Source organism: Sporosarcina koreensis, from assembly GCF_042655825.1.
Classification (GTDB): Bacteria; Bacillota; Bacilli; order Bacillales_A; family Planococcaceae; genus Sporosarcina; species Sporosarcina koreensis.
This window is the reverse complement of record NZ_JBHSNP010000026.1, coordinates 153,440-176,542: the sequence shown is the minus strand read 5'-3', so window position 1 is coordinate 176,542 and position 23,103 is coordinate 153,440. Positions and strand designations below refer to the sequence as shown.

The 23,103-nt window shown below is 45.2% G+C and carries 27 protein-coding genes; 3 read left to right on the top strand and 24 right to left on the bottom strand.

The features are described 5' to 3' along the window. Positions 1–36 precede the first annotated feature (36 nt). The 6 genes from grpE to gpr all read right to left on the bottom strand — a co-directional run bounded on the left by grpE (position 37) and on the right by gpr (position 6,908). A complete protein-coding gene (grpE, locus tag ACFPTP_RS12475; RefSeq protein ID WP_381445362.1) occupies positions 37–630 on the bottom strand; it encodes a nucleotide exchange factor GrpE in 594 nt (197 codons plus the stop codon). Continuing rightward, a complete protein-coding gene (hrcA, locus tag ACFPTP_RS12470) occupies positions 630–1,676 on the bottom strand; it encodes a heat-inducible transcriptional repressor HrcA (protein WP_381445360.1) in 1,047 nt (348 codons plus the stop codon). Before hrcA ends, grpE begins: the two co-directional genes overlap by 1 nt. 95 nt (positions 1,677–1,771) lie before the next feature. Beyond that, positions 1,772–2,905 carry a radical SAM family heme chaperone HemW gene (hemW, locus tag ACFPTP_RS12465; protein ID WP_381445358.1) on the bottom strand — a complete coding sequence of 378 codons (1,134 nt, stop codon included), beginning with the start codon at positions 2,903–2,905 and terminating at the stop codon, positions 1,772–1,774. Positions 2,906–2,968: 63 nt separating this feature from the next. Beyond that, positions 2,969–4,792: a translation elongation factor 4 gene (gene lepA / locus ACFPTP_RS12460; RefSeq protein WP_381445356.1), complete on the bottom strand. Its 1,824-nt coding sequence runs from the start codon at positions 4,790–4,792 to the stop codon at positions 2,969–2,971. Positions 4,793–4,994: 202 nt separating this feature from the next. Then, entirely contained in the window at positions 4,995–5,822 is an 828-nt protein-coding gene (spoIIP, locus tag ACFPTP_RS12455) for a stage II sporulation protein P (protein ID WP_381445354.1), read from the bottom strand. Between the two features lie 42 nt (positions 5,823–5,864). Beyond that, on the bottom strand, positions 5,865–6,908 hold the full coding sequence (gene gpr / locus ACFPTP_RS12450; protein WP_381445352.1) for a GPR endopeptidase: 1,044 nt from the start codon (positions 6,906–6,908) through the stop codon (positions 5,865–5,867). A 166-nt stretch (positions 6,909–7,074) separates the two neighbouring features. On the opposite strand from gpr, the gene rpsT reads away from it, so the two are divergent. Beyond that, positions 7,075–7,326 (top strand): 30S ribosomal protein S20, encoded by a 252-nt coding sequence (gene rpsT, locus ACFPTP_RS12445; protein WP_060210413.1) that lies wholly within the window; start codon positions 7,075–7,077, stop codon positions 7,324–7,326. A 54-nt stretch (positions 7,327–7,380) separates the two neighbouring features. On the opposite strand, the gene holA is transcribed toward rpsT, so the two are convergent. Next, entirely contained in the window at positions 7,381–8,397 is a 1,017-nt protein-coding gene (gene holA / locus ACFPTP_RS12440; RefSeq protein WP_381445349.1) for a DNA polymerase III subunit delta, read from the bottom strand. A 159-nt stretch (positions 8,398–8,556) separates the two neighbouring features. On the opposite strand from holA, the gene ACFPTP_RS12435 reads away from it, so the two are divergent. Next, the gene (locus tag ACFPTP_RS12435) at positions 8,557–8,691 is read left to right on the top strand and encodes a YqzM family protein (RefSeq protein ID WP_251624632.1); all 135 of its coding nucleotides are present in this window, start codon (positions 8,557–8,559) and stop codon (positions 8,689–8,691) included. A 24-nt stretch (positions 8,692–8,715) separates the two neighbouring features. On the opposite strand, the gene ACFPTP_RS12430 is transcribed toward ACFPTP_RS12435, so the two are convergent. The 11 genes from ACFPTP_RS12430 to ACFPTP_RS12380 all read right to left on the bottom strand — a co-directional run bounded on the left by ACFPTP_RS12430 (position 8,716) and on the right by ACFPTP_RS12380 (position 17,365). Next, positions 8,716–11,043 carry a DNA internalization-related competence protein ComEC/Rec2 gene (locus tag ACFPTP_RS12430; protein WP_381445347.1) on the bottom strand — a complete coding sequence of 776 codons (2,328 nt, stop codon included), beginning with the start codon at positions 11,041–11,043 and terminating at the stop codon, positions 8,716–8,718. Next, complete coding sequence (locus ACFPTP_RS12425; protein WP_381445345.1) at positions 11,040–11,603, bottom strand: ComE operon protein 2; 564 nt, start codon at positions 11,601–11,603, stop codon at positions 11,040–11,042. Before ACFPTP_RS12425 ends, ACFPTP_RS12430 begins: the two co-directional genes overlap by 4 nt. 24 nt (positions 11,604–11,627) lie before the next feature. Then, positions 11,628–12,305, bottom strand: a complete 678-nt coding sequence (locus ACFPTP_RS12420; RefSeq protein ID WP_381445343.1) for a helix-hairpin-helix domain-containing protein — start codon at positions 12,303–12,305, stop codon at positions 11,628–11,630. Positions 12,306–12,372: 67 nt separating this feature from the next. Beyond that, on the bottom strand, positions 12,373–13,119 hold the full coding sequence (locus tag ACFPTP_RS12415; protein ID WP_381445341.1) for a class I SAM-dependent DNA methyltransferase: 747 nt from the start codon (positions 13,117–13,119) through the stop codon (positions 12,373–12,375). After that, positions 13,109–13,453 (bottom strand): ribosome silencing factor, encoded by a 345-nt coding sequence (gene rsfS, locus ACFPTP_RS12410; protein WP_381445339.1) that lies wholly within the window; start codon positions 13,451–13,453, stop codon positions 13,109–13,111. The genes ACFPTP_RS12415 and rsfS overlap by 11 nt, the downstream gene beginning before the upstream one ends. Before the next feature lie 31 nt (positions 13,454–13,484). Next, positions 13,485–14,045, bottom strand: a complete 561-nt coding sequence (gene yqeK, locus ACFPTP_RS12405; protein ID WP_381445337.1) for a bis(5'-nucleosyl)-tetraphosphatase (symmetrical) YqeK — start codon at positions 14,043–14,045, stop codon at positions 13,485–13,487. Then, on the bottom strand, positions 14,020–14,604 hold the full coding sequence (locus tag ACFPTP_RS12400; RefSeq protein WP_381445335.1) for a nicotinate-nucleotide adenylyltransferase: 585 nt from the start codon (positions 14,602–14,604) through the stop codon (positions 14,020–14,022). The genes yqeK and ACFPTP_RS12400 overlap by 26 nt, the downstream gene beginning before the upstream one ends. Before the next feature lie 10 nt (positions 14,605–14,614). Beyond that, positions 14,615–14,902 (bottom strand): ribosome assembly RNA-binding protein YhbY, encoded by a 288-nt coding sequence (gene yhbY, locus ACFPTP_RS12395; RefSeq protein ID WP_381445333.1) that lies wholly within the window; start codon positions 14,900–14,902, stop codon positions 14,615–14,617. Further along, positions 14,903–15,733 carry a shikimate dehydrogenase gene (aroE, locus tag ACFPTP_RS12390; protein WP_381445331.1) on the bottom strand — a complete coding sequence of 277 codons (831 nt, stop codon included), beginning with the start codon at positions 15,731–15,733 and terminating at the stop codon, positions 14,903–14,905. A gap of 13 nt (positions 15,734–15,746) precedes the next feature. Continuing rightward, positions 15,747–16,862: a ribosome biogenesis GTPase YqeH gene (gene yqeH / locus ACFPTP_RS12385; RefSeq protein ID WP_381445329.1), complete on the bottom strand. Its 1,116-nt coding sequence runs from the start codon at positions 16,860–16,862 to the stop codon at positions 15,747–15,749. Then, the gene (locus ACFPTP_RS12380; RefSeq protein WP_381445327.1) at positions 16,850–17,365 is read right to left on the bottom strand and encodes a YqeG family HAD IIIA-type phosphatase; all 516 of its coding nucleotides are present in this window, start codon (positions 17,363–17,365) and stop codon (positions 16,850–16,852) included. The genes yqeH and ACFPTP_RS12380 overlap by 13 nt, the downstream gene beginning before the upstream one ends. A 168-nt stretch (positions 17,366–17,533) precedes the next feature. Between ACFPTP_RS12380 and sigK the strand changes: the two genes are divergently transcribed. Beyond that, the gene (gene sigK, locus ACFPTP_RS12375; protein ID WP_060206077.1) at positions 17,534–18,235 is read left to right on the top strand and encodes an RNA polymerase sporulation sigma factor SigK; all 702 of its coding nucleotides are present in this window, start codon (positions 17,534–17,536) and stop codon (positions 18,233–18,235) included. A gap of 245 nt (positions 18,236–18,480) precedes the next feature. Here the strand turns inward: sigK and mtnN are convergent, their stop codons facing one another. The 6 genes from mtnN to mltG all read right to left on the bottom strand — a co-directional run bounded on the left by mtnN (position 18,481) and on the right by mltG (position 23,040). Continuing rightward, positions 18,481–19,173, bottom strand: a complete 693-nt coding sequence (gene mtnN / locus ACFPTP_RS12370; protein WP_381445324.1) for a 5'-methylthioadenosine/S-adenosylhomocysteine nucleosidase — start codon at positions 19,171–19,173, stop codon at positions 18,481–18,483. A gap of 45 nt (positions 19,174–19,218) precedes the next feature. After that, positions 19,219–19,932 carry a YrrS family protein gene (locus ACFPTP_RS12365; protein WP_381445322.1) on the bottom strand — a complete coding sequence of 238 codons (714 nt, stop codon included), beginning with the start codon at positions 19,930–19,932 and terminating at the stop codon, positions 19,219–19,221. 67 nt (positions 19,933–19,999) lie between these two features. Beyond that, on the bottom strand, positions 20,000–20,476 hold the full coding sequence (gene greA / locus ACFPTP_RS12360; RefSeq protein WP_381445320.1) for a transcription elongation factor GreA: 477 nt from the start codon (positions 20,474–20,476) through the stop codon (positions 20,000–20,002). A 101-nt stretch (positions 20,477–20,577) separates the two neighbouring features. Beyond that, a complete protein-coding gene (gene udk, locus ACFPTP_RS12355; RefSeq protein WP_381445318.1) occupies positions 20,578–21,216 on the bottom strand; it encodes a uridine kinase in 639 nt (212 codons plus the stop codon). Positions 21,217–21,248: 32 nt separating this feature from the next. Beyond that, entirely contained in the window at positions 21,249–21,890 is a 642-nt protein-coding gene (locus tag ACFPTP_RS12350) for an O-methyltransferase (RefSeq protein WP_381445316.1), read from the bottom strand. Between the two features lie 25 nt (positions 21,891–21,915). Continuing rightward, complete coding sequence (gene mltG, locus ACFPTP_RS12345; protein ID WP_381445314.1) at positions 21,916–23,040, bottom strand: endolytic transglycosylase MltG; 1,125 nt, start codon at positions 23,038–23,040, stop codon at positions 21,916–21,918. Between the last annotated feature and the right edge of the window lie 63 nt (positions 23,041–23,103).

Here is a 23,103-nt window from a genome sequence, read left to right as displayed (position 1 = left end):
ATTCCTCCTAATTAATGCATCTTCACTTATCTACATTCATTCGTTTACTTTGACCATGGAGGGACGAAGTACACGATCTTTCAACATATACCCTTTTTGAAGCTCATCAAGCACGATGCCCGATGACTTATCAGGATCATTTCCCGTCATGACAGCCTGATGGAAATTCGGATCGAATTCCTTGTCCAATGCCTCGATTTCTACAAGGCCATCGCCTTTTAGCGCCTCGACAAGGTTACGATAAATCATATCCATTCCTGTCATGATCGATTGAGCCTCTTCCGCTTTAACTTCAACCGCAAGTGCACGTTCGAAATTGTCCAATACAGGCAAAATAGATGTCATTAAGCTTTGCGCTTTGTACTTGACCAGTGCTTCCTGATCGAGTGCGTTCCTTCTTTTGGCATTTTCAAAATCTGCAAGGACGCGCAGAAGCTTGTTTTCCTCCTCTTGCAATTTGGACTCCAGCTCACTGATTTTCTGATCCTTCTCGTCTATCTCTTCAGCAACGACTTCTGAGACGTCGTCCTCTTCGTTAGTTGCTTGTTGATCGGCTGCAACTTCCTCGACCGCTGCTGCTTCCAATTCTTCAGTTGCGGTTTCCTGCACTGCTTCTTTTTTATCTGTCACTAGTCGTTCCTCCTATCCATTCCGATGGTCATTTTCGATAAGGCTTGTGATAAATTATCACTTATAATGTCAAGCATCGTAATCACCCTTCCGTAATCCATCCGTTTCGGTCCGATGATCGCTATGGAGCCAGCCATATTTTCGCCGGCAGAGTAATTCGCAGTGATTACACTGCAGTCTTCCATTGCATTATGTTTGTTTTCCGAACCGATCCGTACATGGATGCCCTTTGAGTCATCCTGGAAAAACGTCATTGCCGGAGCACCGTTTTCCATCAACTCGAAAAACATTTTCATTTTCTGAAGATCATTGAATTCCGGCTGTTTCATCATATTCATTTTGCCGCCGAAATACAGACGTTCTTCAGGTTTGATTGTCATGGCCCTTTGAAAAGAGGCGAACAGTTCTCCGGCATGATGCACATGCTGTTCAAAAACCGTTTTCGTCTCATGGGCAAGCTTGTTCTGCAGGAAGCTCAACGGAGTCCCGACAAGCCTTTCATTTAAAATATTGACCATCTTTTCAATATCCGAAGCAAGCATGCCTTGCGGTACGTCGAACACCCTATTTTCCACATGTCCATTATCGGTCACGATGATGGCAACCGCTTTCGTATCATCCAGAGGCACGATGGAAAAACGTTTCACTGAATGCATGGACATGTCCGGACCTAAAAGTATGGACGTGTAGTTCGTCAATTCGGATATGATTTTTGCGGAATTCCTTATCAGTTCCTCTGTCTCTATTACCCGATCCTGAAAAATGGAACGTATTTGCATGCTGTCCGCCAATGTCAGCTTTTCGGGTGTCAATAAATGATCGACATAGAAACGGTACCCTTTTTCGGAAGGGACTCTGCCTGATGAAGTATGGGTCTTTTCGAGATAACCCAATTCCTCCAAATCAGCCATGTCATTTCGAATGGTCGCGGGACTGTATGGGGCTTCCGGTTTTTTAGATAACTGCCTTGATCCGACAGGTTGGGCGGATTCGATGAAATCGTTAACCGTCAGTTGCAAAATAAGCAATTGTCTGTTTGTCAACATAATCATCACTCCTGTTAGCACTCTTTAAGAATGAGTGCTAATACTACTCATAATTTAACAAATCGAATTGTCAGTGTCAATGAATTAACCCCTGGTCATTTGAGAAATTGCTGGAACACTTCATTCCCTCTGAAAACGCCTTTTCCTGTCAATTTTATACTACCCTCAGATTCGGAAATCAGTCCTTTTCCGTTCAGCTCTTCTAGCACTTCTCCATAGACTACCTTCAAGGGTTTGCCGAATTTCGATTCGAATGAACGGAGAGACACTCCTTCCATTTTCCGCAGCCCTAAAAACATTTCCTCTTCCATTGCTTCGGCAGCTGTCACATCATGCTCTTCCATGACAGGACGCATTCCAGTTTCCATTGATTCCATGTATTTTTTTAAAGGGCCGTAATTCGCGTATCTGCGACCTTTCAAGTATCCATGTGCGCCGGCTCCGATGCCTGCGTACTCATCATTATCCCAGTAAATGAGATTATGGATCGATTCATACCCAGGCAGCGCAAAATTACTGATTTCATATTGCTGTCTTCCTGCTTCAGCCATGCGGTCGATAAGCATGGAAAACATCTCCGCCTCAATATCCTCTCCAGGCAACGGCAGCTTCCCTTTATTCATCAAGTTATAAAAGACGGTTTTCGGCTCGACGATCAGGGAGTATCCGGAGTAATGGGGCAGTTCCAATGACAGTGCTTTATCGAGCGTATCCTTCCATTGTTGGACGGACTGCTCCGGCAATCCATAGATAAGGTCGATGCTTATGTTTTCGAAGCCGATTTCGCGTGCGTCCCGGATGACTTTTGTCGGAGTTTCCGCACTGTGCGTCCTTCCGATCCTTTTCAATAGTTGTTCGTCGAAAGACTGGACGCCGATGCTCAACCGGCCAACGCCGCCGTTTTTAAGGACGGATAGTTTTCCACAGGTCAACTCATCAGGATTTGCTTCCGTTGAAAATTCCCTCAATGAACGGACATCGACATATTGATGGATGATTTCAAGCAATCGGTCCAATTGTTTTTCTGATAATGAAGTAGGCGTCCCCCCTCCGAGGAAGACTGTTTCCAGCCCTTGGAAAGAATGGCCATCTTTCTCCATGATGGCAAGTTCGTTTCCGATCGATTCGATATACTCATCTACTGGCTGGTTTTTAAAGAAAACTTTATTGAAATCGCAGTAAAAGCAAATCTGGTGGCAGAAAGGAATATGAATATACATGCCTCGCATTTTGTGTTGTCCCCTTTCTTTTCAGTGCAAAAAGGAGCCCGAAACGGACTCCTTTCGATAATGTTAATCCTCATCCATTTTCAAGACAGCCATGAACGCTTCTTGTGGGACTTCGACGGATCCGACTTGCTTCATCCGCTTCTTCCCTTCTTTTTGCTTCTCAAGCAATTTACGTTTACGGGAGATGTCTCCTCCGTAACATTTGGCAAGAACGTTTTTACCGATTGATTTGATTGTCGACCGTGCAACGATCTTTTGACCGATTGCGGCTTGGACAGGCACTTCGAACTGTTGACGCGGAATAAGATTCTTCAGTTTTTCAACTATCGCCTTGCCCCGCTCGTAGCTGAAGTCGCGGTGAACGATGAAGCTTAGTGCGTCGACTTGTTCTCCGTTCAACAGGATGTCCATTTTGACAAGTTTCGATGTTTTATAGCCGATCAGTTCATAATCGAAAGACGCGTATCCTTTCGTCCCTGATTTTAACTGGTCGAAAAAGTCGTAGACGATTTCTGCAAGAGGCAATTCGTATATGATATTGACCCGCGAAGCGTCCAAGTAATCCATCGTTTTGAAGTTGCCTCGTTTTTGCTGACATAATTCCATTACAGAACCGACGTATTCGTTTGGCACCATGATCGATGCTTTTACATATGGTTCTTCGACGTGGTCGATTTTTTGTGCGTCCGGCATCATGGAAGGGTTGTCGACCTTCAATTCTTTCCCGTCCGTCGTGACGACATTGTAAATAACGCTCGGTGCTGTTGTGATCAAATCGATTTTGAATTCCCTTTCAATCCGCTCCTGGATGATTTCCATATGGAGCAAGCCAAGGAACCCACATCGATATCCGAAGCCGAGCGCCTGGGAAGTCTCTGCTTCATATTCCAAGGCGGAGTCGTTCAACTCAAGCTTCTCAAGCGCTTCACGCAAATCGACATATTTGGAGGAGTCGATCGGGTAAAGTCCACAGAACACCATCGGATTTAATCTACGGTAACCCGGCAACGGTTCGCTCGCTGGGTTCTTCGCATTCGTAATCGTGTCCCCGACCCTTGTATCCCCGACGTTTTTAATCGCCGCGGAAAGGAAGCCGACATCTCCAACCGATAGTTCATCGCGCATGGATATGTTCGGTGTGAACACTCCCGTCTCGATGACTTCGAACTCTTTTCCGGTTGCCATCATGCGGATTTTATCGCCCGGTTTAACTGTCCCTTCGACAATTCGAATATTGACGATGACACCTTTATATTGATCATAATGCGAGTCGAAAATCAATGCTTTCAACGGCGCTTCCGGATCTCCCGTAGGCGCGGGCACTTTCTCGACAATCTGTTCAAGGATCTCTTCGATGCCGATGCCGGCTTTCGCAGATGCATGGACTGCCTCGGAGGCATCCAAGCCGATGACATCTTCAATTTCCTGTTTCACTTTATCCGGATCTGCTGCCGGCAAATCGATTTTATTGATAACAGGCAAGATTTCCAGATCGTTGTCCAGCGCCAAATAGACGTTTGCCAATGTTTGCGCTTCAATTCCTTGGGCTGCGTCAACAACAAGCAGCGCCCCTTCACATGCAGCAAGGCTTCGTGACACTTCGTACGTAAAGTCGACGTGCCCCGGAGTATCAATCAAGTGGAACGTATACTCTTCGCCATTTTTCGCTGTGTATGATAATTGCACCGCGTTCAATTTGATTGTAATTCCACGTTCGCGTTCCAAATCCATTGAATCCAATGTCTGTGATTTCATTTCACGCGAGCTTACCGTTTCAGTCTTTTCCAAAAGACGATCGGCCAACGTCGATTTCCCGTGATCGATATGGGCAATGATAGAGAAGTTTCTAATGTTTTTTTGACGTGCCAATCTTTCATCATGATTCATCTGTTAGTTCACTCCTATATAAGCTATTTGCATTATAGCAAATAACTGATAAACATGTTACATTTTCTTATTCCCGCAAAGTAAATAATGAAAGCATTCTTTTGACTTATCAAGTCTAACAGATGACGGCGTATTGATAAAGATTGGTGGTACTTCCAATATAAAAAAGCCCCAGGGACAGTCCCGGGAGCCATAACTTTATTTATTTCTTTTCACTTTCATCATTTGCCAACATTTCTACAATCACTTCAGAGATAACGATTAGCGTTCTGTTCAACTCTTCCTCGGAGTTTCCAACCCCACCAAGTTCCATAAGAACGAGGTTTGGGTGAAGGTCCTGATTATACTTCCCATCGACACCTGCCCCGCCTTTTGATATGACATTTCTCATAATGCCAGGAATTCTTTTTTCCATCTCTGATTTGAATCTGTTTGCAATCGCTTCATTCTTTTTATAAGAAGGGTTGTTTTGCCCTAGTACAAATGCGACTTTCGCGTAACGTTCCCCTTCATGTGTAATCGTCGTCGCATCTGGTCCGGCTGAATCACGATGGATATCAATGATTAAATCATATTCATTTTCAGCTAACTGCTTCTGGACGAATGGTCTGATATCCTTATAAGCACGTGTATAGGGCACTTGCTTTTTCAGCATGTCTGTTTCTACACCGTTGATTTCAAGTAGACTTTTAAGTTTATCGCTCATCTTCACTACATTTTCGGTCTGGTGTTGATCAACAGCAATTTTTCCATCTACAGCTTTCGTGATCGGTCGATATGCTTCTGTTGAGTGCGTGTTATAAAGCAATACTTTCCCGGCAGTCGCGTCTTGCACCTCAATGACTTCGGGTTCAGGTTCGGGTTCCGGCTTCTCTTCTTCGACAATATTCGAGGCGTAAACGATCAGTGCGTTTTCTTTGACGATTTTCGAGTTTGAGATTTTTGATTCCTCCGGTATGAATTGGATGATTACCGGGAAAAGGAAAAGAACGAATACGATTGCAGTCCATATTTGCAGATTTTTCTTCATGCGACATCCCCCCGTCTTCAACTATATGCGCTGAAGAAGATGTCAATGACTTGTTTTGATATCCTCGATCCAATCACTGATGGAGTCGGTTAATATTTCTGCATAAAGGGCTGCCCAGGAGTCGATCTCTTTTGGCGATATGAATGTATTCAAATCGTGGTTCGACAATACCTCCTCAAATAACTGTACCCTTTCCTCATGCGGCCATGAGGTCCAATCTCCAAAGATCGGAATTAACTTTGTCCTGTCCGCATCCTTATTTGGCGTATGCAGCCAATTTCCCACTGACAGCCTGGATGAAGGATGGCTTTCCTCTTCGATTTTGGAAGCGATATACGAGAACAGCGTATTGATGGCATCCGCTATCAATACGGGGCCGTCCACAACTGTCGGAATGCCGATTGCGATCACCGGAATGCCTAACGTCTCTTTTGATAACTCTTTACGGCTATTCCCCACTCCCGAGCCCGGATGAATGCCCGTGTCGGTCATTTGAATCGTTTTGCATAATCTTGAACTGTCCCGTGCGGCGAGCGCATCGATGACAATCAAAAGATCCGGTTTAATTTCGTGGACAAGCGCTTTGACAAAGTCAGCCGTCTCAAGTCCTGTCTGGATTGTCACTCCAGGCGCATAGACGTATATTTCGCTGCCGCCGTCCGAATAATAGATCGGGACAATCTCTTTCAGTCGATCCATTGTAAGGGGGCCGACAGCATCAGGCGTAACTTCGCGGTTTCCTAATCCGACAAATAGGATTTTCCCTGTTTTCAAATTCTGTATGCCGGATGTCAGCTCGGTAAGCTTTGATTTGAGCATTTCCGCCATTTCTTGAAGGCCTTCACGGTCGGTATGTGTCAATGTAGGGTTTGTCAGCGTTAAGTAGGTGCCCTTTTTCTTGCCGATTTTCTTTTCCCCTTCGTCATTGATTTTGACCGATGTTAAGATGACCCTTCCTTGGCGCTGTTCATCAAATTGTATGCCTTCGGAATCCTTTAATTTCTGCTTTTCTTGTTCTGTCCGATGGCGCACCATTTCCTCGTTCTCAACGAGGAGGTCCGTTCGGTAAAAATCGTATTTATCCATTGTCATCACCTCAACATGCAGTTTGCACGTTGTGTCAAGGAAATATTCTTTGCATATTTTTATTGCGCTCCGGCTAGGTTTTTGCTAAAATGTTAATGTTGTAAAGAGATATCCGAAATCTATTATGGAAACACTCTTGCCTTACCTGAAATTGGAGGTGAATGGAATGCCAAACATCAAAGGTGCAATCAAGCGCGTTAAACAAAGTGCGGCAGCGAATGAGCAAAACTCTCAATACAAAGCTGCAATGCGTACTGCTGTACGTAAAGCTGACACTGCGCTCATCAATAAAGAAGAGAACGCTTCTGAACTTTTGAAAGACGCAGTCAAAAAACTGGACACAGCTGCTCGTAAAGGTCTTATCCACAAAAATACAGCTGCTCGTCAAAAAGCACGTCTTACGAAAAAAGCTCTATAAGAAAAACAGGCTGTCCCTTTTGTCGTTCATCGACAAAGTGGACAGCCTTTTCTATTACGCCCTTAGCGGTTCCATGAAGAAGATTTCTAGTACCCTTTCCCTTTTTCCGCTTGTCGACTTCAATTGGTGATCAATATGGGCAAGTTTTTGCAAAATAAGAAGAAGCCTCTCCATTTTAGGGATGCTTCGATTGTCCATGATCAGCTTGACCCGGTACGGGTGGACATTTAGTGTTTTTGCGATTTGCTGTTGTTGGTATCCTTTTTTCACTAATGATGTCACGTGGATCATTAAGCGGATCTGTCCCGCGATGAGGGATGTCAGCATGATGGGTTCTTCCCCATTTCGAAGCAGGTCATGGTAAATCGATATCGTTCGTTTCACATTCCCGGTCATGTATGCGTCCGTCAGACGGAAGACATCCATTTCCGGTAAGCGGGGAACGAGCTTTTCCACGATCTCTCTTGTGACTTCGCCACTTCCATTCATATACATGCCGATTTTGGCGATTTCGTTCGAAAGTGTTAAAAGGCTATCACCGGCCATATCCACGAGAACTTGGGCAATTTCGGGACTGATTTTGATGCCGTTTGTTCCTGCTTCGTTTTGGATCCATGTCGTCAAATCCTTGCCTGTGAGCGGCATTGCCTCTACAACGATTGCTCTTTGCTGCATCACCTTCACGATTTTTTTCCGTCCGTCCAGTTTTTCATAAGGGGCTAAAAAAACGACAGTTGCTGTCGGTGATGGATTGCTAAGCCAAGACTCCAGTAATGCAATATTATGTACGACTTTCTCTTTCGTTTTATCGGATGCTTTCAGGAATGACGCATTATTGGCGATGATCAATTTTCTGTCTTCCAAAAAGGGCAGTGTGTCCGCCTCTTCAAGAACGGCTTCAATCGGCGTTTCCTCCAAGTCAAAACGAATTACTGAGCTATCATCGATATCGGGCATCGCTTTCAATAGCCTTTTTACGGTTGTGTCAATCAAATGCTGCTCAATGCCTGTCAATAAATAAACAGGTTCTATTTTTCCTTCATTTATGTTTTTCCATATCGCATTGACCAATTGAATCCCTCCAGTCACTTACCTTGTCCCATTATACATTACCGAATCATGTCTATGAACAATTTGTGTCGATTGTCATAAACCCGGCATAATAAATCGTTTCATATAGATTTTTTTTTCATTATCATCTATACTAAATAGGAATTAGGAGGTGTAGCAATGAATGAGTTCGAACATGACGTACAGTCTAAACGCAATGATTTAATCGACTCCGGTGTCGGTTTCATTGTAGCTTTCGTTGCTTTTTCTGCAATTTTCGTTATTGCTACAATCGTAGACTTCGTCGCGCACTAATAGTACTCCTGAAAGGCGGCTTGTTCATTCCCCAAGTGGAATGGACAAGGCCGTCTTTTCATTTTCACTTGTCAAAATGGTATAGCTCCCGTCACTTCTTACGGAAATTGTGATGGAGCCATGCTTTGCCGTAGCCATCGTCTTCAGTCCATATTTTTTGAATGTCGCCACCACTTCTGCATGCGGATGTCCATACCGATTATCCTTGCCATATGAAAAAATCGTCAATTCCGGTTGCAATGCCCGTATGAATTCATCTGAGCTGGACGTATGGCTGCCATGATGACCGGCTTTGAGGATCAAATTCTTCCACGGCAAGTCACCATATCTTCTAATCAGTCTCCTCTCCCCTTCAACCTCCAAATCACCAGTGAACAGGAACGTCGGCCCTTCGGTTGTCATGAATAGCACAAGGGAGCTATCATTCCCTTTATATGCCCCTTTGGAGGGAGCCATATAATAAAACTCGGAGGACTTGTCCGACCAAGCCGCCCCCTCAGTCATTGCAAATATCGGAATCCCCTTTTCTGAAGCTAGCCGCATTACATCTTCCATTGTTTTCTCTTTCTCACTGCCAGGTGTAATATGGATTTCACCAACCCGAATTTCTTCCAGTACTTCATCTGCCCCTTCCATATGATCGCTGTCTGCATGGGTTAACATCAATTTATCGATCTTCGTAATGCCTCTCCCCTTCAAGAAAGGCACGACGATACTTCTTCCAACTTCAAATGCTTTTTCAGGCGTGCGCCAATTAGGCTCTCCAAAGTTGATTGTTCCTCCCGTATCAATTACATACACTCCTCGCCTGTGCGGAAGTTCGATAACGATGGAATCCCCTTGGCCTACATCAAGATACGTCACTCTCAAGCTGGAATCTGCATAGGGGACGATATGAATAAAGATGGCAGGAACGATGCCAAAAAGCACGGCATGCAACGCTTTTAATCCCCTTTCAAGCGCAATCAGGAACATAAGTGTACCGGCTACGGCAAGTGCCGATGAAACCGTTCCCGGCCGTCCGGGCACCCATACTTGGTATGGCAATGAAGCCAAGTGTTCTGTAAAGGCTTCTACCCATCCTCTAAGCGGACTATAAATCAGAAAAATGATATCGGCAATTGAAGGAGTTAAATAGGTCAAAATCAGCAAAAGGATATTCATCGGTAAGATGATAAAAGAGTAAAGGGGAACATAGAAAAGGTTCACAATGAACGACGACAAGGACAGTTCATAGAAATGAAATAAAAGGACGGGATACAACGCCAATTGAGTTATGGCGGTAACGAGAAAAGATACTTTGTATGCAGAAGCATGACGCGACAGGATCCTCGTCGAGTAAATCAATGAGAATGCCGCCAAATAGGATAATTGAAATCCTGGCTGAAATACGACAAACGGCTGCCAAAGGATAAAGCCGGCTGCACTCATGGCAAGGGCATCATCCATCCTCATTCTGAATCGACCGGTCGCAGTCAGCAGAATCAATATTGTCACGGACACAGCTCGCCAAACGGACGGCGCGCCTCCCGCCATCACTGCATATATCGGCAACAGGGTGATCAGTAAATTATCAATCGTCTCGACCCTGATCGACAATCTAATAAGAAGGCTCCGAAATAGAAACGTCAACAGTCCGACATGAAGACCTGAGATTGCAAACAGATGGGTTATACCAAGTGTCCTGTATCTGGCTGCCACTTCTTCATCCATGCTGCTCCGATCCCCGATAAGCAACGCTTGGGCCTCTGTTGCTAGCGATTCCGGAAAGGCAGCCTGGATGTGGTGCTTTACTCTCCATCTATGTCGGGATAATATTGTCTGCACCCCAGAATTTATTTCATAACCTATCAATCTGTCGGATTCGAACATGCCTACCGCACCATTCATTTTCAAGTAACGTCCCATACTGAAGGAATATTTATGTGCCGGGGTTGGCAGGTCCTGAAAAGCCCCTTCCAAAGTGAAACGATAGGTAGGGATGTGCAAGTTTTGGAATTGCAGTTTTTGTGCTTCATTTTCGAATTTCAGCAGAGCATAGACGACTTCGCCTGAATCAGTCTTCGCAAAGCCTTTCATTTTGCCGCCGTCGATTTTGACCTGGTCTGTCCACGTCAGGTTCAGGGTGGTTGGTTGGCCGCTTTCTTTAAGCCCGGGTATATGCATTGAAATGAAAAAATAGGAGAATACTGCTGCCACGATTGCAAGGATTGGTGTGACAGCTTCTTTTCTTCGGAGAAATATGGGGATAAGGAATAGATTGAGGAATAAAATTTGGGCCGGACCGTATGCAGCAAAAGCGGATACGGCAACCGGCATGCAAATATAAATAAGTCGGACTTCGCCGATCAATTGCCGAATAAGTCATCCACCCTTCTTTTGAATGGAAGAAGTTCTTCTGTCGGCGCGCCTAATGATTCCATTTCAGCAAGCAGGTCATTGATGAGCTGCATTTTCCCTTCTTTTGCGAAATCGACTTTCCTTTCATCGAAAGGGATATGCCTGATTTCGACTCCGGATTGTCTGAAGAGCTCGATCGCGTATTCATCGTTCTTATAATCCGATGCATAATTGACGGTCTTTATCCCGGATTGGATGATCGCTTTCGAACATTGCAAACAAGGAAAATGAGTTACATACAACGAAGACCCTTCTACAGGGCTACCGTATTTAGCACACTGGAGCAATGCGTTCATCTCGGCATGAATTGTACGGACGCAATGATTTCCGACGACATAGCACCCGTGATCGATGCAATGGTCCCCGCCCGAAATGGAGCCGTTATAGCCTCCAGCAATGATTCTGTTGTCCCTGACAATCGTTGCCCCGACTGTCAATCTTGTGCAAGTACTTCTGACCGCAAGCAAATGGCATTGCGCCATGAAAAACTGATCCCATGTAATCCGCTCCATATGTATGCCTCCAAACAGTGTCAATTATTTTGCCGTTATGAAAGACTCAAGCTTTTCAAATGTCTTTGGTCCGATTCCCGACACTTCCATGATGGCGTCGGGAGCAGGGAATGGTCCATGCTCTTCACGATATTGAATGATGGCTGCAGCTTTTGACGGCCCGATTCCCGGTATTGTCATAAGCTCCTGTGCATCAGCAGTATTGATATTCACTTTTCCGGCGTCCTTCACATCTCCCCCTTGTTGGGGGTGAAATGAAACGGACGGCACGGAAATATCGACTTCTTCGCCTTCCCTTGGAACGTAAATGAAAAATTCATCGGGAAGCTTCATCGCATGATTCAGCATTCGGGAATCTGCGTCCACCAAATAGCCGCCAGCCGCGTGAATGGCGTCGATAAGACGATCTCCTTCCAGCAGTGAATAGACGCCCGGGTACTTCACAGCGCCTTGGATATCGACCATGATTGTCATCGGGGCTGCCTCAATACTTTCAATCGGCTTCTCTTCATCTTTCTGCTTTTCGTCTTGCTGCTCCTGTAAAACATCAATGATTGGGGATTGTCCGCTTGCGACTGTCGGTTGACTGCCGGCCTGTCCTCGGGGAAAGAACAGAATCGCGGAAAGTACAGCGATTGCTGCGATAGGGGTGATAATCTTACGCCATTTTCCGGATACGATCGATAGAAACAGCTTACCCACCCTTTCTATGAGGCATCCATATGGAGTCATATCCCACTATATATGATTACTCGTTAAAATGGAAGATTCATTTACGCACTTGATAAAATATTCTTTCACTTTCTTCGTGCGGAGGCTCATCTTCCCAATCTGCAAATATGCGTTCAATCGTAAAACCGGCTTCCCGCAACAAATCCACATACTCAAAAACATTGAATGTCCGTTGTTGATGTCTTTCATCAAATCGGCGATAGAGGCCGCTTTCCTCTTTGACGAAGAAGCTAAGTTCCGAGAGGACGGAATGTTCCTCATCGCCTTCTTCCGTATGCCAGATGTAGGCGATTCGTTCATTATCAAAAGTGAAGGGGCCTTCCATGAAAATTACATCAGTCTTAAAAGTGGAATGCACGTCGAAAATAAGCACTCCACCGTTCTTTAAGACCGAATGGATTCCATTGAACGTGTTCAGCACACTTTCCCGGTCGGGTAAGTAGTTCAATGAGTCGATGGCAATGACTGCGGCGTCAAATTGCTCATCACCCTCAATTTCCTGCATGGGCTTTTCCTGAAATTCGATTTCCAAAGAAAGATCATTCGCACGTTTTTTCGCAATATCGAGCATGTCCCTTGATAGATCGACTCCAGTTACAGCTGCCCCTGCTTTTGCTAACTTGACGGAAAGCAAACCTGTGCCACACCCAACATCGATGATTTTCTTTCCTGTTATCCCGTCTGCCGCAATGGAAATCAAATCCACATATGCATCGTAAGGGATATCGGTCATCAATTCATCGTAAATGTAGGCAAAACCCGTATAGGAACCCTTACTGCCCATTGTCCATATTCAGCAATGGAGCGTCTCCCCATAACTTCTCCAAGTTATAATAGCCGCGTTCGTCCTTATGGAAAACATGGACAACTACATCGCCCAGATCGACGAGTACCCATCTACCGTTTTCAAGCCCTTCCACCCTTTTCACTTCAAATTCATTTTCCGCCGCCTTATCGGCAACTTCCCGTGCAATTGCTTGCACTTGACGTTCTGAATTTGCGTGACAGATGATGAATTGGTCGGCAATTAATGAAACACCTTCCATATTCAATACGACAATGTCCTGCCCCTTCTTATCATCTACCGCATTATAAGCTGTTTCAAGTATTGTTGGCATATTTTCACGTTTCCTTTCATAGTTGGCTCGTTCATATTCTTTGCACGTGTTCATTATAACATTCAATGGAGTCTGGAAAAACGGCTGCACGCCTTTCGATTAGGTAAAGGACTGAATGGGCTATGCAAGCTTTCATCGCCTCGTCAATTTTCAAGTCGGCGGTTTTGCGCAGTTCTTCGATGCCCGGAAAACTCCTTCCCGGCTCAATTAGATCGGCAATATAAATGAGTTTTTCGAGGACTGACATGCCTGCCCTGCCCGTCGTATGATAACGGATGGCGTTTAAGATATCCGGATCCTTCACGCCGAACTCCTTCTCCGCGATAATGCGTCCAGCAGCGGCATGCCAAAGTTCATGATGGAATGTAAGAAGCCTTCTGTCTTCGTCATTCTCTTCAATCATTATGCGCATATCGGAAGGCTCCATGAATTTCGCAATATCATGGAACAATGCCGCCTGTTCCGCTTTGTCTGTCGGGACACCGAAACGTGCAGCCAATTCCTTTGCCGTTTCCGTGACTCTCAGTACATGTTCATAACGTTTTCTCGGCAATCTTTTTTCAAGTTCATTTTTCAAGACCCCGGGTTCCATAAAGCCCCTCCTGTCGGATAAATGTTCCGATGTTATCCGGAACTAGGAATTGGATTGTGCCGCCAGTCTCTATCCGGTTACGGATCAATGTCGAAGACAGGTCAATTTCAGGGATTTGAACCATCGTAATCGGATATTGCGTTTCCCCTACAGTACCCGGCCTGCCTACTCCGACAAACGTCACAATTTTCATCAGTTCATCGATTTTATACCATTTATGCAGCATGTCGATCATATCGCCGCCGATGATAAAGTGAAATTCAATCTCCGGTTCCTGTTCAATCAATGCATTCATCGTATCAAACGTATAGGAGACACCACCACGGTCAACTTCAAACGAAGAAGCGGTCAATCCAGGGATTCCTGAGACTGCAAGTTCCACCATCTGCAATCGCTGCTGCGGTGTTGCATCTGACGGATCCGCTTTATGGGGAGGGATCGAAGTGGGCATGAGCCGCACTTCATCAAGTCGCAATGCATGCTTCACTTCATTCGCCATGATCAGATGACCGATATGAGGGGGATTGAAAGTTCCGCCCAATAGACCGACTTTTTTCATGGCTTCCTCCTTACGGTAAAACGAACCGCTTTTTCTCCTTCGACTCTTTATAAAGCACAAGGATTTTCCCGATCACTTGAACGACATCAATACCTTCGCCTTGCAGTCTTTCCGCAATTTCCGTCTTATCTTCTTCACAATTTTGAAGAATGCTCACTTTGATCAATTCGCGGGCTTCAAGTGCTTCTTCGATTTGTTTAATGATTGGCTCAGTCAGACCGCCTTTCCCGATTTGAAAAATCGGTTGAAGATGATGAGCCTCACTGCGTAAATAACTTTTCTGTTTACCTGATAACATTTATTTTCCTCCAAGTTCAGTTGTAATTGATTGAATCATTTTCTTCGTATCCGGGTAGACGCCCGTCCACAGCTCAAAGGCCAAAGCCCCTTGATGGACAAACATTCCGACCCCGTTCATCGTCTTCCCGCCTGCCTCCTGGGCGCGGCGGAGAAATTCGGTTTCGAGCGGATTGTAGATGATATCCGCGATAACAGCACCTTCAGAAATTCCAGTCGGATCTAGCGGCATTCCGCTTTGAGCGAAGTTCATTCCGACCGAAGTAGTCTGAACGATCAAATCGAATTTATCGATTGCCATTTGTGCTTCTTTCAATGAAAGAGCATGACTTCCCGGAAATGCCTCCGCCATTTGTTCAGCTTTTTCAAGGGTACGGTTCGTAATGGAAATTCTGCCGAAACGAGCAGCCTCAAGTGCATAAGAAATACCTGCTGCCGCTCCGCCGGCTCCAATGACGAGCAACTCCTCAACTTCATTTGGAGCAGCCCCGATCTCTTGCAAGGAGCGAACAAAACCCTGTCCGTCAGTATTCGTTCCGAACAGTGAACCATCCTCAAGGACTTTCACCGTATTAACGGCGTTCATACGCCTTGCCACCTCGTCGACTTCATCAAGGTATGGAATGATTGCGCTCTTATGCGGCACAGTAACATTCCAACCGCTGCAACCTAATCTTTTCAAGCTGGCAACTGCTTCTCCAAGCCGCTCAGCATCGACATGTATCGGTATATAAGTTGCGTCGATCCCGTTCTCCCGAAACCATGCGTCATGCATGGTCGGAGACATCGACTGCGCAATCGGGTTACCAATGACTGCATACCATTTTTTCATGAAACAGTCCTCCTTAAATAAGGGATGGACGGAGTACTACATCGACTCCACGCGGTGCATGTACAGCTACAACCACGCCCGGGTGCTGTACAGTGATCCAACCCAAACCCGAGATGACCAGATCCATTTTCGGCTTTTTAATCGAGAATTCATGCCTTACGAGCGGAGGCATCTTCTCAAGCGAATCACCGCTTGGCGGGGAGAGCATTTCGCCGAGATGCGCTGCATATAACGAATCTGCATTCTCAAGTTTCGTCCGATGGATCGGGACTTCGTTAGAAACATGGATTGTGAAGGATGAACGATCACCCGACAGAAAATCGAATCGCGCAAGGCCTCCAATGAATAATGTTTGTTCTGCATTCAATTGGAATACTTTCGGCTTCAATTCCTTTTTCGGCGTGATTGCTTTCAAATCCTTCGCATCCAGATGGTGGGCGATCTGATGGTCGTTAATAATGCCCGGTGTATCGTAAATTGCCTTTCCGTCGTCAAGCGGTATTTCTACTAGGTCAAGTGTCGTCCCCGGAAAATGGGAAGTCGTGATCACTTCACCCATACCGGTCGCATTTTTAATGATCCGGTTGATGAATGTTGATTTTCCGACATTCGTACACCCGACCACATAGACATCTTTGCCTTTTCTATATTTATCAATGGCTGTCAATGCCTCTTCCATGCCATGCCCTTTGTATGCGGAGATAAGCAATACATCAATCGGTTTCAAACCAAGCTTCGCTGACTCTGTCTTCATCCAATTGATCAGCCGGTTGCGATTGATGGATTTGGGAAGGATGTCCGATTTGTTCCCGATCAGAAGGATGTCTTTATTCCCGACGAAACGTTGCAAGCCGTTGATCCAGCTGCCATTGAAATCGAAAATATCGACGACTTTGATAACAAGCCCCTCTTTTTCCCCGATGCCATTCAAAATCGCTAGGAAGTCGTCTCCCGATAACGAGACAGGCTGTAGTTCATTGTAATTCCGAAGCCGGAAGCAGCGTCGGCATATGACTTCCTCCTTCTCCAATGAAGCAGCAGGTGCATATCCTTCCTTCTTCGGGTCTTCTATTTGAATTTCAATTCCACAACCTATGCATGTAAGTCGTTCCAAACTTATTCCTCCCATTTAATCAGTCCTTGGCGTTTCAGTTTCGCCATGATCCTTCTTTCGATCATCCTATTGAATTTCGTCACGAATCCGTCTGAGCTTGCGACAGGCACGACTAGAATCGTATGGAGACCGAAACGGTTACCGCCCAGAACATCTGTCATGAGCTGATCGCCGACCATGACGGCCTCTTCCTTCTTCAAGCCCATCATCGCGAGAGCCTTTTTGAAATTTTTCGCGAGTGGCTTTCTCGCCTCGCAAATGAATGGTGTGCCTAGCGGATCGCAGAATGATTCCACCCGGCTTTGATTATTATTCGAAAGGATCGCCACTTGGAGGCCGGCTTCCTGCATCATTCGTACCCATTCCATGATTTCAGGCGTCGCTTCCGGACGATCCCACTCCACCAAAGTATTATCCAAATCGGTGATAATCCCTTTGATGCCTTTTTCTTTTAATGCCTCAGGTGAAATTTGAAAAATATCTTTTACATATTCATCCGGCAAGAAATAATTATACAAGTCAACCACTCCGTTACTTCACTAATTGTATTCCGATTATACCATATTGGCATCCTTTGGCACGGATTGTACCAAGCAGTAAATCTGTTCGATTTACTCACAAGCATTCTGAATGTAAACAAGCAGTCATCGCATATGCTGTCATATAACGACACAGGAGGTGGACCGATGAGCGGGTTTGTCATGGCACTCGTCCAACTGTGGGTCGAAGTCCCTGCTATGGTCGGCTATATCAGGGGGCAGGCGTTCCGTCGACCGCTTTCCAAAGCGGAAGAGGCTGATTGCTTGAAACGATTGGCAGAAGGCGATGAAAGTGCGAGAGATGAACTCATTGAAAGGAATATGCGCCTTGTCGCTCATGTCGTAAAAAAATTCCATCCAAAACACGAACAACTCGACGATTATATTTCAATCGGCACAATCGGGCTCATGAAAGCCGTGAACAGTTTCACACTGGATCGTAAGACGAAGCTTGCGACATACGCGGCCCGTTGTATTGAAAATGAAATACTCATGTACTTGCGCACTCAAAAGAAAGTGCAGAAGGATGTATCACTCTTCGATCCAATCGGAACGGATAAGGACGGACAGTCCCTTCAGATAGCAGATCTGTTGCAGACCGACGAGGAAGCGCCGATCGATACAGTTCAACAGAAGGAGCAAAAAGAAAGACTTTACCGCCATCTCGGCAAATTGGACGGAAGAGAGCTGGAAATCATCCAAAGAAGGTATGGTCTTCTCGATGACCAACCGATGACCCAGAAGGAAATCGCGCAGCAGCTTAACATTTCAAGAAGCTATGTCTCACGCATCGAAAAAAGGGCCATAGTCAAACTGTATCAGCTATTCAAGCATGAGTATAATGAATGAAAAGATGCACAGCAAAAATGAAAAGGCGTTTCCTGACGCGGGGCCACGGCCCTGAGATAGGAAACGCCTCTTTTCACTTCATCTTCATTATCCGTGCTGCTTGCCTTTTCAGTCTGCACTAACCTCGCGAGCGATGACGACTGCAATGACTGTCGATACTATAAACACACCTGCCATTAGATAAAACATCCTTTTTACCTCCTTCACAGCATTATGTAATCTGCTATTATCTTACCATAACCAATTTAGAATTTCGAGATGGCTTGCATGACAATTTCCGAAGAATGCTTTGCGGCTAGCGGAAGGAATTCATCAAAGCTGAGGGACGATTCTTTTCCTGCAATATCGGACAATGCACGAATGACGACAAATGGCGTTCCAAACTGATGGCACACTTGCGCAACAGCTGCAGCTTCCATTTCCGCCGCGATCATCTCAGGGAATTGCCCCTTTACAACATCGACCCGAGCAGCATCGCTCATAAACACATCCCCGGAAGCGATCAATCCGACTGCATGCTTGTGCTCACCGACTTCCTCCACCGCTTCTTTCGCAATACGGATAAGCTCTTCATCCGCCGGATACGCTGGCGGCATCCCAGGAACCTGTCCGATCTCATAGCCAAATGCAGTTGCATCGACATCATGATGTCTTACTTCGTCTGAGATGACGACCGTTCCAACGTCAAGCGATTCTTTAAAGCCGCCGGCTGACCCCGTATTAAGAACTGCATCCGGCTTATAAAGCTGGATAAGCAATGATGTTGCGATTGCGGCGTTCACTTTCCCAATCCCACTTTTCACAAGCACGACATCATGTTGTCCGATCCTGCCTTCAATGAATTCACAGCCGGCAATCGTTTCGATTGCTGGCTCTTCGATTTTCCCTCTTAATATTTCTACTTCCTGTTCCATTGCTCCAATGATTGCAATTTTCATCTTTGTAAACCCTCCGATTATTGGTCAGGCGTCCATGGCCTCTGTTCAATATTCAAAATCCAATGTATTCAAAATATCCATCTGCACAGGCTGCCAACCCTTTCCATCGACCCATTCAAGAAAAACTCGGTATTTCTTTGACTTATCTCTTGTCGATGCGATTCCAACTGATTTCTGGGGACCTCCACCATTTTTAATTTTCCAGAAGATCAATTCCTCTTCAGAATGGCCAGTTGCATATGAAATGGCTTTTTTCTTCTCATTCCAATCAACGGATACACCATCGTACTTCGATTCGTGGACCCCCGTCTGGCTAGTCCCTATCGGTTGCCACGCAGTATCGATTACAGTTTCCATGACGATATCGTCATTGTCCGGGACGATGGTGACTTTGCCCGGTTCATCTTCATTAGCCTCTTCATCGCTGTTGTCAGATCCGCCTGTCCCTTCGCTTCCGGAAGTGGACTGTCCTTTATCATTATCATTACCGGATTCCGATGATTCTTTCCCCTCATCGGAAGGATCGGAATTATTCTCTTCACTATGAGATTCGTTTTCTTTAGAACCGGCATTGTCTGCCTCTTCTAGTCCAGAAACGCTCTCTTTCCCATCATCACCATTATTGCCGACAATGATCGAAGCGCCGACAATGATGATCAAAAGGACAACCAGGCCAATCATAATATTTAAAAGCTGGTTGCTGCGGTTGCGCATTTTCTTACGGTTGACACGCGAGTATCTAGGATCATTTCCTTTCATATTGCCTTCCCCCTATCATCTTGCTAAAGAGTAATGGCCGCCCTCATTTGAAGGCGGCCATTTATGGTCACTTAATTTCAACAATAACGACCGACATTTCTCCACCAGGAGTCAAGATTTTCACTTCATCGCCCTTACTGCGGCCAATCAAGCCCTTTGCAATTGGTGAATCGTTGGAAATCAATCCTTCAATCGGGTTCGCTTCAGCGGAGCCGACAATTGTGTATGTCTCTTCATCTCCGTCAGGCAATTCTTTGAATGTAACCGTTTTCCCGAGTTGTACTTCATCGGTATTCATTTCGTCCTCTGTAATGATGACGGAGTTGCGGATCATCGATTCCAAGGAAGAGATCTTGCCTTCCACAAATGCCTGATCTTCTTTTGCAGAATCGTACTCCGAGTTCTCCGATAGGTCTCCATAGCTTCGTGCAATTTTAATGCGTTCGACAACTTCTTTGCGCTTTACAGTTTTAAGAAATTCAAGTTCTTCTTCTAGTTTCTTTTTACCCGATGCAGTCATCGGATACTTTTTCTCTGATACCATTATACAACACTCCTCATATTCCTGTTCATAAAAACACTATGCCGCTCCTGCTAGAGGTATGCGACATAGTCTCATTTATATTGAATTCTGACTTCATCATATTACAAATTCGTACCAAATTCAAGAATTGTTTTTATTTTCGTGACCATCAAATCGACTGCAACTTCGTTATGACCGCCTTCAGGTATAATTATATCCGCATAGCGCTTTGTCGGTTCGATGAACTGATTATGCATTGGACGGACAACTGACAGATATTGTTCGATGACCGATTCGATCGTACGGCCCCGCTCATTAATGTCCCGCATAAGTCGTCTGATAATGCGCAAATCCGCGTCCGTATCGACAAAGAGTTTGATATCCATTAAATCCCTGAGTCTTTCATCTTCCAAAACAAGGATACCTTCCAGGATGATGACATCCTTCGGTTCTATTGGGATGATCTGTTCGGATCTTGTATGGAGCGCATAATCATAAACCGGCTTTTCAATCGGCTCCCGATTGAGCAGCCTTCCGATATGTTCGATCAAAAGATCCGTATCAAATGCCAGCGGGTGATCGTAGTTCGTCAGCAATCTTTCTTCAAACTCAAGATGAGATTGATCCTTGTAATAAAAATCCTGTTCAATGACAACAACCGAGTGTTCCTTGAACACTTCATAAATGCGGTTCGTGACACTTGTCTTCCCTGATCCCGAACCACCGGCAATGCCGATGACAAGAGGTTTTTTCCTATCCATATCTTTTCCTCCCATAACTACAGGGCTCTTGCTTAGTCCCTCTTTTTCACAGCAACCAGGATGCCATCGCCTACAGGCAGCAGTGATGTTTCATAATCTGGATGCTTCATGACCCATGAAGTGAATTCCTTCAGGTTCCGGATCATCGTGCGATTCCGTTTCGGCACTTCTTCATCAGGAAGCATTACCGCACCATGCATGAACATATTATCGCAATAAATGATGCCGCCTTCTGCCACATGTTCGGAGTATTTCTCAAAAAAACGTTTATACTGCCCTTTTGCAGCATCGATGAAAAGGGCATCATATCGCAAAGAAGGAAGCGATTCATCGGACAGGAGAAGAGCATCTCCTTCAATGATCTTGATCCTGTCTCCAAAGCCGCTCCGGCCAATATATTCCACTGCGGATACAAACCGTTCCTTATCCCGCTCAATCGTGACGACTGAAGCTTCTTCCAAAGCAGAAACCATCCGGATAGCAGAATAGCCTATTGCGCTTCCGATTTCAAGTATAAGCTTCGGGCGTTGGATTCGAAGCAGGCCGATGAATGTTTCCATACCGCTTCGATCCATGATCGGAATCCGGTGTTCTGAAGCGAATTCCTCCATTTCATGGATTAACGGATTGTCATCTTCCCGCAAATCTGAAATATAGGATTCAAAATCATTCATTCAAGGCACATCCATTCTTATCGGATCAGTCGCCCGATATATGTTCTTTCTTAAGTTGCAAATGCTCTTCATACGTCTTTGCAAAATAATTCTTCCCGTTCTTATCGGCAAGGAAATAGAAATAGTCTGTGACAGATGGATCTATAACCGCTTCGATCGAAGAACGTCCGGCGTTTGCAATCGGACCAGGAGGGAGACCTGTATGGACGTATGTGTTATACGGATCCTCTACTTTCAAATCGGATAAAAGTACCCGATCCTTATGTTCGCCTAATGCATACAACACTGTAGGATCCGTCTGCAATGGCATACCTTCATCCATCCGATTGTAAAAGACACTTGCAATCGTTTCGCGATCGGTATTTGAAGTCGCTTCCCTTTCAAGCAGACTAGCGAAAGTGAGCAGCCAATGGACCGATTTTTCCTTACTTTCCAAATAAGCGAAATAAGGGGTGATATTATCTGATGTTGCATCCAACATTGTTGTCACAACCGTCTCGACTGTCGGTTTTTCTTCAAAAAATGGATAAGTCGCCGGGAATAAGTACCCTTCCAACGGATACCTTACATCCTCCGCTACTATTTCTTCGGTTAGGATGTTCGGATACCTTCCCATCAAATCCGCAATCGTATGTTCATCGTTGACATACTTCAAAAATTCCTTTTCCGGGATGCCTGCACGCTTTTCTACAATTTTTGCGATCTGGTCCAGCGTCAAGCCTTCTGGAATTGTCATCGTGAATACAGGAGTTCTGTATACTTTTCCTGTCTTCAAGCTTTCAATCAATTCATCTAAGGTCATCGCCTTTGTCAAACCATAAGAACCGGCTTGAAATTGAGATTCATTGTTGAATTTTGCATAGTATTTAAAGATCTTCGCGTCTTTGACAAGCCCTTTCTTCTCCAGTATCTCAGAGATCGATGACAAGCCCGAACCGATTGGAATTTCCACTTCAATCACTTCTTCTGAGTTCGGATCGACCGGTTGAAGAGCTCCGCTTATGTATTTATAAACCGCCCGCCCTCCGATCAGGCCGCCGATAATAAGAACGAGCACAACAACGAACACGATACGCCTGACGATCTTCACTTCTTTTTTCTGCTCAAGCATTTTTTCGAACATTCGATCCTTTTTCGAACCATTATTCATCCAGCATCACCTCATTCCGAACAATTACTATCTATAAAAAGGTCCATGGCAGTGAAAAGACGG